General features: G+C 69.1%; 14 protein-coding genes. 10 read left to right on the top strand and 4 right to left on the bottom strand.

What is annotated here, in order from left to right; translation table 11 throughout:
- The first annotated feature begins 18 nt into the window (after nt 1-18).
- The 5 genes from glmU to CDO87_RS18725 are packed head-to-tail and all read left to right on the top strand — an operon-like array spanning nt 19 to nt 4,945.
- Entirely contained in the window at nt 19-1,365 is a 1,347-nt protein-coding gene (glmU, locus tag CDO87_RS18745; protein WP_100930191.1) for a bifunctional UDP-N-acetylglucosamine diphosphorylase/glucosamine-1-phosphate N-acetyltransferase GlmU, read from the top strand.
- 14 nt (nt 1,366-1,379) lie between these two features.
- Nucleotides 1,380-3,197, top strand: coding sequence for a glutamine--fructose-6-phosphate transaminase (isomerizing) (gene glmS, locus CDO87_RS18740; protein WP_100930190.1), 1,818 nt, complete (start codon nt 1,380-1,382; stop codon nt 3,195-3,197).
- Between the two features lie 19 nt (nt 3,198-3,216).
- A complete protein-coding gene (locus CDO87_RS18735; protein ID WP_100930189.1) occupies nt 3,217-3,789 on the top strand; it encodes a pyridoxamine 5'-phosphate oxidase family protein in 573 nt (190 codons plus the stop codon).
- Entirely contained in the window at nt 3,786-4,271 is a 486-nt protein-coding gene (locus CDO87_RS18730) for a DUF2569 domain-containing protein (RefSeq protein ID WP_100930188.1), read from the top strand. The genes CDO87_RS18735 and CDO87_RS18730 overlap by 4 nt, the downstream gene beginning before the upstream one ends.
- Nucleotides 4,268-4,945, top strand: a complete 678-nt coding sequence (locus CDO87_RS18725) for a DNA alkylation repair protein (protein ID WP_100930187.1) — start codon at nt 4,268-4,270, stop codon at nt 4,943-4,945. Before CDO87_RS18730 ends, CDO87_RS18725 begins: the two co-directional genes overlap by 4 nt.
- A gap of 61 nt (nt 4,946-5,006) precedes the next feature.
- On the opposite strand, the gene CDO87_RS18720 is transcribed toward CDO87_RS18725, so the two are convergent.
- Nucleotides 5,007-5,522, bottom strand: a complete 516-nt coding sequence (locus tag CDO87_RS18720; RefSeq protein ID WP_100930186.1) for a hypothetical protein — start codon at nt 5,520-5,522, stop codon at nt 5,007-5,009.
- Nucleotides 5,523-5,630: 108 nt separating this feature from the next.
- On the opposite strand from CDO87_RS18720, the gene moaA reads away from it, so the two are divergent.
- Complete coding sequence (gene moaA, locus CDO87_RS18715) at nt 5,631-6,638, top strand: GTP 3',8-cyclase MoaA (protein ID WP_100930185.1); 1,008 nt, start codon at nt 5,631-5,633, stop codon at nt 6,636-6,638.
- Between the two features lie 138 nt (nt 6,639-6,776).
- Nucleotides 6,777-7,841 carry a site-2 protease family protein gene (locus CDO87_RS18710; protein WP_100930184.1) on the top strand — a complete coding sequence of 355 codons (1,065 nt, stop codon included), beginning with the start codon at nt 6,777-6,779 and terminating at the stop codon, nt 7,839-7,841.
- Between the two features lie 10 nt (nt 7,842-7,851).
- On the opposite strand, the gene aroB is transcribed toward CDO87_RS18710, so the two are convergent.
- Complete coding sequence (aroB, locus tag CDO87_RS18705) at nt 7,852-8,964, bottom strand: 3-dehydroquinate synthase (RefSeq protein ID WP_100930183.1); 1,113 nt, start codon at nt 8,962-8,964, stop codon at nt 7,852-7,854.
- A complete protein-coding gene (locus CDO87_RS18700) occupies nt 8,961-9,533 on the bottom strand; it encodes a shikimate kinase (RefSeq protein ID WP_100930182.1) in 573 nt (190 codons plus the stop codon). Before CDO87_RS18700 ends, aroB begins: the two co-directional genes overlap by 4 nt.
- 94 nt (nt 9,534-9,627) lie before the next feature.
- Between CDO87_RS18700 and CDO87_RS27065 the strand changes: the two genes are divergently transcribed.
- From CDO87_RS27065 to CDO87_RS18690, 3 genes are read left to right on the top strand one after another with little or no spacing between them, the layout of a single operon-like run.
- Nucleotides 9,628-9,777 (top strand): hypothetical protein, encoded by a 150-nt coding sequence (locus tag CDO87_RS27065; RefSeq protein ID WP_198521754.1) that lies wholly within the window; start codon nt 9,628-9,630, stop codon nt 9,775-9,777.
- 1 nt (nt 9,778) lies between these two features.
- Nucleotides 9,779-11,284 carry a hypothetical protein gene (locus CDO87_RS18695; RefSeq protein ID WP_100930181.1) on the top strand — a complete coding sequence of 502 codons (1,506 nt, stop codon included), beginning with the start codon at nt 9,779-9,781 and terminating at the stop codon, nt 11,282-11,284.
- The gene (locus tag CDO87_RS18690; RefSeq protein ID WP_100930180.1) at nt 11,281-12,216 is read left to right on the top strand and encodes a site-specific tyrosine recombinase XerD; all 936 of its coding nucleotides are present in this window, start codon (nt 11,281-11,283) and stop codon (nt 12,214-12,216) included. Before CDO87_RS18695 ends, CDO87_RS18690 begins: the two co-directional genes overlap by 4 nt.
- Before the next feature lie 22 nt (nt 12,217-12,238).
- Here CDO87_RS18690 and CDO87_RS18685 read toward each other — a convergent pair whose 3' ends face one another.
- Nucleotides 12,239-12,871 carry an alpha/beta family hydrolase gene (locus tag CDO87_RS18685; protein ID WP_100930179.1) on the bottom strand — a complete coding sequence of 211 codons (633 nt, stop codon included), beginning with the start codon at nt 12,869-12,871 and terminating at the stop codon, nt 12,239-12,241.
- Between the last annotated feature and the right edge of the window lie 18 nt (nt 12,872-12,889).

The raw sequence follows: 12,889 nt of genomic DNA, 5'->3' as shown, positions 1-12,889 counted from the left end.
CAAACCAGATCGAGCCCCATGCCCCTAGCCCTGATCGTCCTCGCCGCCGGGAAAGGCACCCGGATGGAGTCCGACCTGCCGAAGGTCCTGCACCGCATCGCCCAGGCGCCCATGCTGTGGCACGCCATGCGCGCCGGGTACCGCCTGGCCCCCGACCACACCATCGTCGTGGCCGGTCACGGCGCCGACGCGGTGGAGGCGGCGGCGAAGGATTACGACCCCGATGCCCACATCGTCCTGCAGACCGAACAGCTGGGCACCGCCCATGCGGTCGGACAGGCGCTGCCCCTGCTCGAGGTCTTCGACGGCGACGTGATCGTGCTATATGGCGACACGCCCTTCATCTCCGAAGAGACGCTGCACGCCATGACGGAGGCGCGGCGCACGCATGACGTGGTGGTGCTGGGCTTCGAGGCCGCCGATCCCGCCCGCTACGGCCGGCTGGTGACCGACGGCGACGACCTCCTGAAGATCGTCGAGTACAAGGACGCCACGGAGGACGAGCGCGCCATCACGCTATGTAATTCCGGTGTCGTGGCCGCCGACCGGGCCACCCTGGCCTCGCTGATCGCCGAGGTGGGCAACGACAATGCCTCCGGCGAATTCTACCTGACCGACATCGTGGGCCTCGCCCGGGCGCGCGGCCTGACCGCCACCGTCGTCCGCTGCCCGGAGGCTGAGACGCTGGGCGTCAACTCCCGCGCCGATCTCGCGCAGGCAGAGGCCGCCTTCCAGGCCTACATGCGCGCGCAGGCGATGGAGGACGGCGTGACGCTGGCCGCGCCCGAAACCGTCTTCTTCGCGTGGGACACGGTGATCGGCCGCGATGCGGAGGTCGAGCAGAACGTCGTCTTCGGCCCCGGCGTCACGGTAGAGACCGGCGCCCGCATCCGCGCCTTCAGCCACCTAGAGGGCGCGCATGTGTCGCGCGGCGCGGTCGTCGGCCCCTATGCCCGCCTGCGGCCCGGGGCCGAACTGGCAGAGGACGTGCATGTCGGCAACTTCGTCGAGGTGAAGAACGCCGTGCTGCACGAGGGCGTGAAGGCCAACCACCTGACCTACATCGGCGACGCCGAGATCGGCGAGAAGACCAACATCGGCGCGGGCACCATCACCTGCAACTACGATGGTGTCTTCAAGCACCGCACGGTGATCGGCAAGAACGCCTTCATCGGCTCCGACACCATGCTGGTGGCCCCGGTGACGGTGGGCGACGGGGCGATGACCGCCTCCGGCTCCACCATCACGAAGGACGTGCCCGCGGGCGCCATGGCCATCGAACGTGCCGAGATGACGATCAAGGACGGCTTCGCCACCAAGATGTTCAACATGCTGAAGGCCCGCAAGGCCAAGCAGCGGAACTGAGAAGGACACCTCCCATGTGCGGAATCGTCGGCGTTCTCGGGACCCATGAGGTCGCGCCCATCCTCGTCGAGGCGCTCAAGCGGCTCGAATACCGCGGCTACGACAGCGCGGGCATCGCCACGGTGAACGGCGGGCATCTCGACCGCCGCCGCGCCGTGGGCAAGCTGATCAACCTGTCGGACGCGCTGGTCCACGATCCGCTGCGCGGCAAGTCGGGCATCGGCCACACCCGCTGGGCCACCCACGGCGCCCCCTCGGAGCTGAACGCCCACCCGCACAAGTGCGGCCCGGTGGCGGTGGTGCACAACGGCATCATCGAGAACTACAAGGAACTGCGCGAGAAGCTGTCCGAAGCGGGCCTGATGCCCGAGACGGAGACCGACACCGAAACCGTCGCCATGCTGACACAGCTCCACATGACGCAGGGCAAGTCGCCGGTCGACGCCGCCCTGGCCACCGTCGACGAGCTGGAGGGCGCCTTTGCGCTGGCCTTCCTGTTCGACGGCGAGGAAGACCTGATGGTCGCCGCGCGCAAGGGCAGCCCGCTGGCCGTGGGCCATGGCGAGGGCGAGAACTACGTGGGCTCCGATGCCATCGCGCTCGCCCCGCTGACCAACCGCATCACCTATCTCGAGGAAGGCGACCGCGCGATCCTGACCCGCGACACGATCGAGATCCGCGACCGCATGGGCCGCCGCGTCAACCGCGAGGCGCGCACCATCAACATGGACGCCGCCCGCGTCGACAAGGGCGGCTACAAGCACTTCATGGCAAAGGAAATCGCCGAGCAGCCCTCGGTCCTGTCCGCCTGCCTGTCCGCCTATTTGACCGAAAGCGGCGTCGCCCTGCCCGATCCGGGCATCGATTTCACCGCCATCGACCGGCTGACCATATCTGCCTGCGGCACCGCCTACCTTGCGGGTTTCACGGCGAAATACTGGTTCGAGCAGATCGCGGGCCTGCCGGTGGACGTCGATATCGCCTCCGAATTCCGCTACCGCGAGCCGCCGATCCCGCCGAAGACCGCGGCGCTCTTCATCTCCCAGTCGGGCGAGACCGCCGACACGCTGGCCGCGCTGCGCTACTGCCGCGACAAGGCTTCGGCCATCTGGTCGGTGGTCAACGTGCCCGAAAGCTCCATCGCGCGGGAAAGCGACCTGGCCCTGCCCATTCATGCCGGGATCGAGATCGGTGTCGCCTCCACCAAGGCCTTCACCTGCCAGCTTACGGTGCTGCTGCTGCTGGCGCTGAAGGCGGCGGAGGATCGCGGGCGGCTGACGCCCGAGCGGCGCGACGACATCCTGACCGCGCTGCGCGCGCTGCCCGGCACCTTCAACGCCGCCCTTGGCCGGGACGAGGTCATAGCCCAGGCCGCCCGCCGCCTGGCGGAAGCGCGCGACATCCTCTTCCTCGGCCGTGGCCTGATGTATCCGCTCGCCCACGAAGGCGCGCTGAAACTGAAGGAAATCAGCTACATACACGCCGAGGCTTATGCGTCGGGCGAACTGAAGCACGGTCCCATCGCGCTGATCGACAAGAACGTGCCGGTGGTGGTTCTGGCGCCGAAGGACAGCCTCTTCGAAAAGACCGTCTCGAACATGCAGGAGGTCATGGCCCGCGGCGGCCAGGTCCTTCTGGTGACCGACAGCGCGGGCGCGGCCATTGCCGGCAACGACGTGTGGAAGGTCATCCAGATGCCCGAGGTGCCGGAGATCCTGACACCCATCCTCTACGCCCTGCCGGCGCAGCTTCTGGCGTACCACACCGCCATCGCGAAGGGCACGGACGTTGACCAGCCGCGCAATCTGGCGAAATCTGTGACGGTGGAGTGACCCCGGAAGGACCGCCGCCATGGCCAAGCAATTCGACCACCTGACCGACCCGATCCGCCGCTTCATCGCCGCGCAGCACATCGTCTTCGTGGCCACGGCAGCGGAAACGGGCCGCGTGAACCTCTCGCCCAAGGGGATGGATTCGCTGCGCATCATGGGGCCGAACCGCATACTCTGGCGCAACCTGACCGGGTCGGGGAACGAGACGGCGGGCCACCTGAAACGGGTCAACCGCATGACGCTCATGTGGTGCGGGTTCGAAAAGCAGCCGATGATCCTGCGCGCCTACGGCACCGCCCGCACCGTGCAGGAAGGCGACGCCGACTGGTCCGAGCTCAACGGCCTCTTCCCCGAGGAAACCGGCGCGCGGCAGGTCTTCGACATGGCGGTGGACATGGCCCAGACCTCCTGCGGCTACGCGGTGCCCTTCTTCGACTACGCGGGCGAACGGGACGTGCTGCACGACTGGGCGGACCGCAAGGGCCGCGACGGCGTGCGCGCCTACTGGGCCGAGAAGAACGCGACCACCATCGACGGCTTCCCCACCGGGACGGCCGCGCCCGTGGACACAGCCCCCCTCGCCTCCGAATGACCGATGCCCCGGCCCGCGCCGCCCCCCTGACGATCGGCGGCTGGCTCGTGCTTCTCGGGGTGGGTATCGTTCTGGCGCCCTTCCTTGTGCTTCTGAACCTCACCACGCTCTGGCGGGACGTCTTCGCCTCCGGCGCCTTCGACATCATGTCCGACACCACCTCCCCCGACTACGACCCGCTCTGGCCGGTGGTGCTGGTCGGCGAACTGGCTTTCCAGGTCATGATGCTTCTGGCGACGGTCCTGCTGGCGGCCTCGTTCTTCCGGCGCAAATGGGCCTTCCCGCGGCTCTACCTCGGCGTCAACCTGATGGCGCTGACCGCGAACCTCGTGGACATCGCGGCGGTGCGCCACCTGCTGCCGGAGCTTCCGCTGTTCGACGGTGCAACGGTGCAGACCTTCGCCAGCCTCGCCATCAGCCTGCTGATCTGGACGCCCTACCTCTTCCTCTCGGACCGCGCGCGAAGGACCTTCATCGCATGACCCCCGAAGACGCCCTTTCCGCCCTGCGCGCCCAGTCCGATCCGGAGCGCACGCCCGGCATGGCCGCCTATCACAAGACCGACCGCCCCTGCCTCGGCACGCCCAACCCGGCGATCAATGACCTGGTAAAGGACTGGCGGCAGGACCTCTCCCTGCCCGAGCGCACCGCACTTGCCGACGGGCTCTGGCAGTCCGGCGTGTTCGAGGCCCGCATCGCCGCCGCCAAGCTGCTGACGCAGGCGCGGATGCGCCCCTCGGACAGCGCGGCCTGGGACCTGATGCTGACATGGGTGCCGGAGTTCGACGGCTGGGCCATCGCCGACCACGCCTGTTCCGCGCTGTCGCGCCGGGTCATGGCCGACCTGTCGCGGCTGGACACGCTCGAAGGCTGGACCACCTCCGATCACCTCTGGACAAAGCGCGCGGCGCTGGTCGCCGCCCTGCCGCTGGCCCGCCTGAGCATTCCGAAACCGGAGGAGATCGCCGCGCGCGAACGTGTGCTCGGCTGGGCCGCCGGTTACACGCAGGACGGCGCGTGGTTCATCCAGAAGGCGGTGGGATGGTGGCTGCGCGACCTGTCCAAACACGACGCCGACAGGGTCCGGACCTTCCTGGACACGCATTCCGCTGCCATGAAACCCTTCGCCGTGCGCGAGGCGTCGAATTACCTCTGACCGCCCGCAACTGGCCGCCCGCCGCGTCACACGGCGGGCACAGCCATGGGAAAAGGCCGGATCAGCCCCCGGCGTAGACCTGGATCGTCGGCAGATCAGTCAGCGGCGCGCCGATCAGCTGCATCGCCGGAAGCGACAGCCGGCTGCCCGCCGAGGACGGCCCGTCGATCGGGATCAGGTCGACCTGAGAGCTCTTGCCCTTGTATTCCACCCGGCCCTTCTGCGCCGTCGAGACCAGCGGCGTTTCCAGCCAGAACCCCGGCCGCGACGGATCGCCCAACGAGGCCACGGTATCGCCCAGAAGCTTCTCGCCGCCCGGGTCCGCCGGTTTGGTCGCCGCCGCCTGCTTTTCCTCGGCCGAGGTGGTGTCGAACTGCGCCGCGGTGCGGGCGTTCGCCGGGGGCTTCGGCGCGGCGGTCACCGCCGCATCGCCACGTGCCTGCGGCCGCGACCCGCCCGAGGTCGCCTCTGCCGTTGCGGATTTCTGCGGGGTCTTCGGCTGGAACAGGCCTGCTCCGTCGCCGCACCCCGCCAGTCCAAGCGCCAGTGCGCCTGCCATCGCCACGCGATTCATCATTGGGAAAGTCCTTTTCTGCCCGCATCCTGTCTTACACGCCTTGGCCTTTGGTACACAATCATGCGCGCGCCCTTGCTCATATTCTCGCCGAGGCCTAGGTTCAGGACCATGACGACACCTCTGATCGATCCATTCCAGCGCCCGATTTCCTATCTTCGGGTTTCCGTCACCGACCGCTGCGATTTTCGCTGCGTGTACTGCATGTCGGAAAATATGACCTTCCTGCCCAAGAAGGAACTGCTGACGCTGGAGGAACTGGACCGCATGTGTTCGACCTTCATCCGGCTGGGCGTGGAAAAGCTGCGCATCACCGGGGGCGAACCGCTGGTGCGCCGTGACATCCTGACCTTCTTCCGCGGCATGACCCGGCACCTCGAGGCCGGCGCGCTGAAGGAGCTGACGCTGACCACCAACGGCTCCCAGCTCGGGCGGTTCGCGCAGGACCTCTACGATGCCGGGATGCGCCGGGTGAACGTCTCGCTCGACACGCTGGACGAGACCAAGTTTGCCGAGATCACCCGCTGGGGCCGCCTGCCGCAGGTGCTGAAGGGCATCGACGCCGCGCAGGCCGCGGGCCTCCGGGTCAAGATCAACGCCGTGGCGCTCAAGGGCTTCAACGAGGACGAGCTCTTCCGGATCACCGAATGGTGCGCCGAGCGCGACATGGACCTGACCTGGATCGAGGTCATGCCCATGGGCGATATCGGCAACGAGGACCGTCTGGACCAGTACTGGAAGCTGACCGACCTCCGCGCCCGGCTGGCCGAGCAGTACACCCTGACCGACCTGCCCGAAAGCACCGGCGGCCCGGCCCGCTACGTGCGGCTGGAGGAAACCGGCCAGAAGATCGGCTTCATCACGCCGCTCTCCCACAATTTCTGCGAAAGCTGCAACCGCGTGCGCCTGACCTGCACGGGCGAGCTGTTCATGTGCCTGGGTCAGGAGGACAACGCCGACCTGCGCGCCGCCCTCCGCAACCATCCCGAGAGCGACGCGCCGCTAGAGGCCGCGATCCGCGACGCCATCCGGCTGAAGCCCAAGGGCCACGATTTCGACTATTCCCGCCAGACCGTCGATGGTCGCGTATCCCGCCACATGAGCCACACCGGCGGCTGATCCCGGCACTCGGTGCGTCTCCGGTCTGCAACCCTGTTCGCGCAGGGCAAGGCAGCCTTGCGTGAATGTCGCGGGCAAACCCCCTGCAATCCCCTGCGTCACGGGTTATGTGTGGACCGTCACAACAACGGAGCGCCCATGTCCTGGTCTTTTCCCGTCGGCCGACTGCTCGGCTCCGAACTCAGGGTGCATGCCACGTTCTTCCTGCTCCTGGGCTGGATCGGGCTTTCGGCCTACAGCAGCGGCGGCACGGCGGCGGCGCTCGACAGCCTGAGCTTCGTCGTCTTGCTCTTCGCCTGCGTGGTGGCGCATGAATACGGCCACGCGCTGATGGCGCGCCGCTTCGGCATCCGCACCCCCGACATCACCCTCCTGCCCATCGGCGGTCTGGCCCGGCTCGACCGGATGCCCGAACGTCCCGCGCAGGAGATCGCCGTGGCGCTGGCGGGCCCGGCGGTCAACGTGGTGATCTGGGCGGTGCTGATCGCGCTCGGCGCCAACACCAGCGTCGACGCGCTCTCGGACCCCACCGCCACCGGCAACCTTGCCGGGCGCATCGCCGCGGTGAACATGGCGCTTGCGCTCTTCAACATGATCCCCGCCTTCCCCATGGACGGCGGCCGCGTGCTGCGGGCGGCGCTGGCGCTTGGCACCGACCGGGTGCGGGCCACCCGCATCGCCGCCCGCGCAGGACAGGTCTTCGCGCTGCTGCTGGCGGTCTGGGGCCTGACCTCCGGCAACCTGATCCTGCTGCTGATCGCCGCCTTCGTGATCTTCGCCGCCGAGAGCGAGGCGCAGGACGTCTCTTCCCGCGACATCGCCCGCGGCCTCTACATGCGCGACGCGATGATCACCCAGTTCGAACGGCTCCGCCCCGGCGACACGCTGGGCATGGCGGGCCAGACCCTGATCCGCACCACCCAGCACGAATTCCCGGTGCTGGACGACAACGGCACGCTCCTCGGCTTCCTGACCCGGCAGGCGCTCTTCACCGCCATGGCCGAGGGCAGCACCAACCGCCCCGTGGCCGAGGTCATGACCTCCGAGATCCCGCAACTGGGACTGGCCGCACCGCTGGTGCAGGTCCTGGACGCCCTGCAGACCGCCCCTGCCGTGGCCGCCGTCGACCGGCATGGCCGTGTTCTGGGCTACGTCACGTCCGAGAACGTCGGCGAACTGATGGTGCTGCGCCGCCCGCGCTGAGCCATGACGCTCACCGCGCCGCAAGCTGCTCCTGCAGAAGCCCCGCCACCGCGTCGCGCGGCACGTCCGAGGTGACGAAGGCCGCGCCTATGCCGCGCGCGAGGATAAAGTTCAAACGCCCGTCCACCACCTTCTTGTCCTGGCCCATGAGGTCCAGCAGCGCCTCTGCATCCGGCAGGTCGCCGGGAATGTCGCGCAGGTCGCGCTTCATGCCCGCCTCCGCCAGCAGCGCGCGGGCCCGGCTCGGGTCCTCCTGCGCGCAAAGGCCAAGCCGGGCGGACAGCTCGAAGGCCAGCGCGCAGCCGATCGCCACGCCCTCGCCGTGCAGCAGCCGGTCGGAATAGCCCGTCGCCGATTCGAACGCATGGCAGAAGGTGTGCCCGAGGTTCAGCAGCGCGCGGTCGCCCTGCTCCGTCTCGTCGCGCAGCACGATCTCCGCCTTCATCTCGACCGAGCGTTTGACCGCGTGCTGCCGCGCCGCGCGGTCGCCCCCGATCACCGCCGCGGCGTTCTCTTCCAGCCAGCCGAAGAACGCGGCGTCGCCGAGAAGCCCGTATTTCACCACCTCGCCCATCCCGGCGCGGAAGTCGCGCGGGGTCAGCGTGTCCAGCACACCGATGTCCGCCAGCACCAGCGACGGCTGGTGGAACGCGCCGATCAGGTTCTTGCCCTGCGGCGCGTTGATGCCGGTCTTGCCGCCCACCGAACTGTCCACCTGCGCCAGAAGCGAGGTCGGGATCTGCACAAAGCGCACGCCCCGCCGCAGCACCGCGGCGGCAAAGCCCACGAGGTCGCCGATCACCCCCCCGCCAAGCGCGATCACGATGTCGCGCCGCTCAACCTTCTGTTCCAGCAGCCATTCCACCGTGCGGGTGAACTGCGGCCAGCCCTTCGTCGCCTCGCCCGGCGGCAGGGTCAGCGCGACGCTGGCGATTCCCTCGGCCGACAGCGCCGTTTCCAGCGTCGAAAGATGCGCAGCAGCCACGGTTTCGTCGGTCACGATGGCCACGCGCGGCCGTTTCAGCAGCGGCGCGATCTCTGCGCCGGCCCGCGCCAGCAAACCTTCGCCGATGCGCACGTCATAGGCCCGCCCCGGCAGCGGCACGCTTACGGTTTCGGTCATGGGCGTTCCTCCAGTACATCCGGGCGCTCTGCCAGCAGGGCATCCGCCACGCGCGCCGCCATCTTCTCAAGCGACATACCGGGCTCCGAGCGCACGGCCAGATCGGCCAGTGCATAGATCGGCACCCGCCGGTCATACAGCCCGCGCAGCGTGCCCTTGGGATCTTCGGTCTTCAGAAGCGGCCGGGTGTCCTTCTGACGCACCCGGTCCCACAACAGCTCCAGGTCGGCGTTCAGCCAGACGGACACGCCCCGCGCCGAGATCATCTTGCGATTGGCCTCCGACATGAAGGCGCCGCCGCCGGTCGACAGCACGCCGGGCGCACCGTCCAGAAGCCGCCCGATGATCTGGCTTTCCTTGCGACGAAAGAAATCCTCGCCGTCGCGGGCAAAGATCTCTGCTATGTTCATCTGCGCCGCGACCTCGATCTCGTGGTCCGAGTCGCGGAATTTCACGCCAAGCCGCGCCGCGAGGGTCCGTCCCACAGCGGTCTTGCCGGCGCCCATCATGCCGACGAAAACAACGGTCTTGTGCAGGATCAAACCCTTGTGAAAGGTGCCTTCGGCCATTCCTTGCCCATGTCTTGCCTGTTGCGTGAATGACGTGAACGGGACAAAAAGGCTAGGTATAAACGCGAAAAAAGGTGAGGCAGGGGGTGCCCATATGGGCCGACTGATAAAGTGGCTTTTCTATCTGCTCGTACTGGGGGTGATCGCTTTGACGGCGTACGCCTATGTCGGGCCGTATTTCGGTGCGGACTTCAGCCCGCCACAGGCGGAAATCCGGGTGCCGGTCGAACTGGAAGAGGAATGACATGGGCAGAGGGCCGATGAACCCGAACAGGATTCGGCGGGCGGCCCTCGGCGGGACCGCCGTGCTTGCCATGGGAATTGCCCTGGCAGCGGGCGCCGTGGCCCAGACCGAACCCGTGGCACAGGGCGCACTGCCGCCCTCGGTGGAAACGTCGCCCCTGTCAGAGGCGGACCCGAGCGCCGCGGGCCTTTTGTCGCCCGCCACGACCGGGCTGCCGGTGACCCTGTGGAAGGCGTCGGACCCGGCGAACCTCGCCGTGCTGATCGCCGCGGTGGAACTGCCCGTCCCCGCCATGCAGCGGCTGATGCGCACGCTGATCCTCACCGAGGCGGAACCGCCCGCGGGCGACGCGCGGCTGGCCTTCCTCGACGGACGGCTCAACTGGCTGACCTCTCAGGGCGCGGTCGAAGAGGCGCTGGCCCTTCTCGACATCACCGGCGTCGACGACCCGCGGCTCTTTGCCCATTGGGTCGACCTCTCGCTGCTGCTGGGACAGTCGGAACCCGTCTGCGACAAGCTCGAAGTGCAGCCGAGGCTCTCGTCGGACCTGTCGCTCCGGGTGTTCTGCACCGCGCGCAAGGGCGACTGGGAACGCGCCGCGCTGATCCTGCAAAGCGCCCGCACGCTGGGCGACATCAGCGGACGGCGGGCCGAACTGCTGACCCGCTTCCTTGATCCGGAGGCGGGCGACGGCCGCGCGCTCCTGCCGCCGGTCCGACCCTCGCCGCTGGAATTCCGCCTGTTCGAGGCTCTGGGCGAACCGCTGCCCACGGCGCCGCTGCCCCTGCCCTTCGCTGTGCTCGACCTGTCGGGCGACAACGGCTGGCGCACCCAGATCGAGGCCGCAGAACGGCTGGCCCGCGCCGGCAGCCTGCCGCCGAACCGGCTTCTGGGGATCTACACGCTGCGGCGGCCCGCCGCCTCCGGCGGGATCTGGGACCGGGTGAAGGCGCTTCAGGATTTCGAGGCGGCGCTGGAACGCGGCGTCCCCGAGGGCGTGGCCCGCGCGCTGGTGCAGGTCTGGCCGCAGATGGCCCATGCGCGGATGCTTTCCCCCTTCGCCGACCTCTACGCCGAGGACATCGCCGAGGTGGACGTGAACGGGCGCGCGCAGCAGATGGCCCGCCGCGCCCGCTTCCTGACCGCCGGGTACGAGGACCTGTCCCTCACCCTCGAAGACGACGACGGGCGCGAGGCGCGCTTCCTCACCGACATCGCCCGCGGCATCGCCCCGGACGAACTCCCGCCCCTGCCCCATGCCGAAGCCGTGGCCGCCGGCTTCACCGAGGGCGCGACCATGCCGCAGGTGCTGGCCACCCAGCTCGACAGCGGCCGCCTCGGAGAGGTCATCCTGCGGGCCATGGCGCTCTTCGCCTCCGGCGCGGAGGGCAACGGCCAGGACCTGACCGACGCCATCGCCACCTTCCGCGCGCTCGGGCTCGAGGACACCGCCCGCCGGGCCGCCCTCGAACTGATGATCCTCGACGCGGAGCGTGCCCTGCAATGACGCTCGCCCCGTCCCGCTGGCTGCCGCTCTTCCTCGAAGCCATGGCGGCAGAGCGCGGCGCCGCCGCCAACACGCTCGCCGCCTACCAGCGCGACCTCACCCATGTCGCCGACTGGCTCACCGACCACGCGCTCGACTTCGCCACCGCGCAGAAGAAGGACGTCGAATCCTACCTCGTCGACTGCGACACGCTGGGCCTTTCGCGCGCCACCCGCGCCCGCCGCCTGTCGGCGATCAAGCAGATCTACCGCTTCGCCTTCGAGGAGGGCCTGCGCGAGGACAACCCCGCCGTCCAGATCGCCGGCCCCGGCCGCGAGAAGCGCCTGCCCAAGACGCTCTCCGTCGAACAGGTGGACCGGCTGCTCGACGCCGCCGCCATCCACGGCCGGACCGAAGCCGACCGCGCCCGCAACGCCTGCCTGATGCAGGTGCTCTACGCCACCGGCATGCGCGTCACCGAACTGGTCTCTCTCCCCGTCTCCGCCGCGCGCGGCGACCCGAGGATGCTGCTGATCCGCGGCAAGGGCGGCAAGGAACGCATGGTGCCCCTGTCCCCCCCTGCGCGTGAGGCGCTGGCCACGTGGCTCTCCGCCCGCGACGCCGCCGCGTCGGAGGCGCACATCGCCACCGGCGCCGTCCCCTCGCCCTTCCTCTTCCCCTCGCACGGCAAGGCCGGGCACCTGACGCGCCACGCCTTCTACATGCTGATCAAGGAATTCGCGCTCGAAGCGGGCGTCCCCCCGTCGGAGGTGACGCCCCACACGCTCCGCCACGCCTTTGCCACGCACCTGCTGGCCAACGGCGCGGACCTGCGGGCGATCCAGACCCTGCTGGGCCACGCCGACGTCGCCACGACCGAGATCTACACCCATGTCCTCGAGGAACGCCTCCGCGACCTCGTGATGGACCACCATCCGATGGCGAAGGACTGACCGCCCCCGGCAAGGCACGCCGCTATAGCCCCCGGGCCCACCCGGCACAGGCCCGCGCCGCGGCACTCAGGTGATCCGCCTGCGTCAGGCCGGTGACCCGCTTGCGCGGCACGAAATCGTGGTCGCCGTCCTCCAGCCAGTGCAGCGCCATCCGCTCCGACAGCGCATAGCCCGCCACCTCTTCTTGCGTGCCGAAGGGGTCGCGGGTGCCCTGGCAGATCAGCGCGGGCGTCCTGAGCCCTGCCAGATGTTCGGTGCGCAGCTTCTCCGGCTTGCCCTGCGGGTGGAACGGGTAGCCGAAACAGGCCAGCCCCGCGATCCGCCCCGCCGCAAACGCCTCGTCGGCGATCAGCGAGGCGACGCGCCCGCCCATCGACTTGCCGCCGATGACCACCCGGCCCGCACCCGGCAGGTCCGCCAGCGCCGCCGCGTATTCCGCGCTCAGCACCTCGACCTTCCGCGGCGGCCGCTTCGGCCCGCCGGTGCGCCGCGCCGCCATGTAGGCGAACTCGAACCGCGCCACGCGCAGGCCGCAGCCCGCCAGCGCCGCCGCCAGTCCCTCCATGAACGGCGTGTCCATCGCCGCCACCGCGCCATGCGCCAGAAGCACCGTCACCGGCGCCCCGGCCTCGCCATCGAACAGAAACCGTGTCACGTCTTGCTCCTTCTCCGG

The sequence above is a fragment of the Sagittula sp. P11 genome (assembly GCF_002814095.1).
In the GTDB taxonomy this organism is placed as follows: Bacteria; Pseudomonadota; Alphaproteobacteria; order Rhodobacterales; family Rhodobacteraceae; genus Sagittula.
The sequence above is the reverse complement of the archived record's forward strand: the minus strand, read 5'-3'. Positions and strand labels throughout refer to the sequence as shown.

Bases quoted from the DNA above. Each gene is read 5' to 3' on its own strand.
- CDO87_RS18725 (WP_100930187.1), top strand. From the start codon at position 4,268: ATGACCCCCGAAGACGCCCTTTCCGCCCTGCGCGCCCAGTCCGATCCG.
- CDO87_RS18735 (WP_100930189.1), top strand. From the start codon at position 3,217: ATGGCCAAGCAATTCGACCACCTGACCGACCCGATCCGCCGCTTCATC.
- CDO87_RS18710 (WP_100930184.1), top strand. From the start codon at position 6,777: ATGTCCTGGTCTTTTCCCGTCGGCCGACTGCTCGGCTCCGAACTCAGG.
- CDO87_RS18700 (WP_100930182.1), bottom strand. From the start codon at position 9,533: ATGGCCGAAGGCACCTTTCACAAGGGTTTGATCCTGCACAAGACCGTT.
- CDO87_RS18730 (WP_100930188.1), top strand. From the start codon at position 3,786: ATGACCGATGCCCCGGCCCGCGCCGCCCCCCTGACGATCGGCGGCTGG.
- aroB (WP_100930183.1), bottom strand. From the start codon at position 8,964: ATGACCGAAACCGTAAGCGTGCCGCTGCCGGGGCGGGCCTATGACGTG.
- CDO87_RS18690 (WP_100930180.1), top strand. From the start codon at position 11,281: ATGACGCTCGCCCCGTCCCGCTGGCTGCCGCTCTTCCTCGAAGCCATG.
- CDO87_RS27065 (WP_198521754.1), top strand. From the start codon at position 9,628: ATGGGCCGACTGATAAAGTGGCTTTTCTATCTGCTCGTACTGGGGGTG.
- CDO87_RS18720 (WP_100930186.1), bottom strand. From the start codon at position 5,522: ATGATGAATCGCGTGGCGATGGCAGGCGCACTGGCGCTTGGACTGGCG.
- glmU (WP_100930191.1), top strand. From the start codon at position 19: ATGCCCCTAGCCCTGATCGTCCTCGCCGCCGGGAAAGGCACCCGGATG.
- moaA (WP_100930185.1), top strand. From the start codon at position 5,631: ATGACGACACCTCTGATCGATCCATTCCAGCGCCCGATTTCCTATCTT.
- CDO87_RS18695 (WP_100930181.1), top strand. From the start codon at position 9,779: ATGGGCAGAGGGCCGATGAACCCGAACAGGATTCGGCGGGCGGCCCTC.
- glmS (WP_100930190.1), top strand. From the start codon at position 1,380: ATGTGCGGAATCGTCGGCGTTCTCGGGACCCATGAGGTCGCGCCCATC.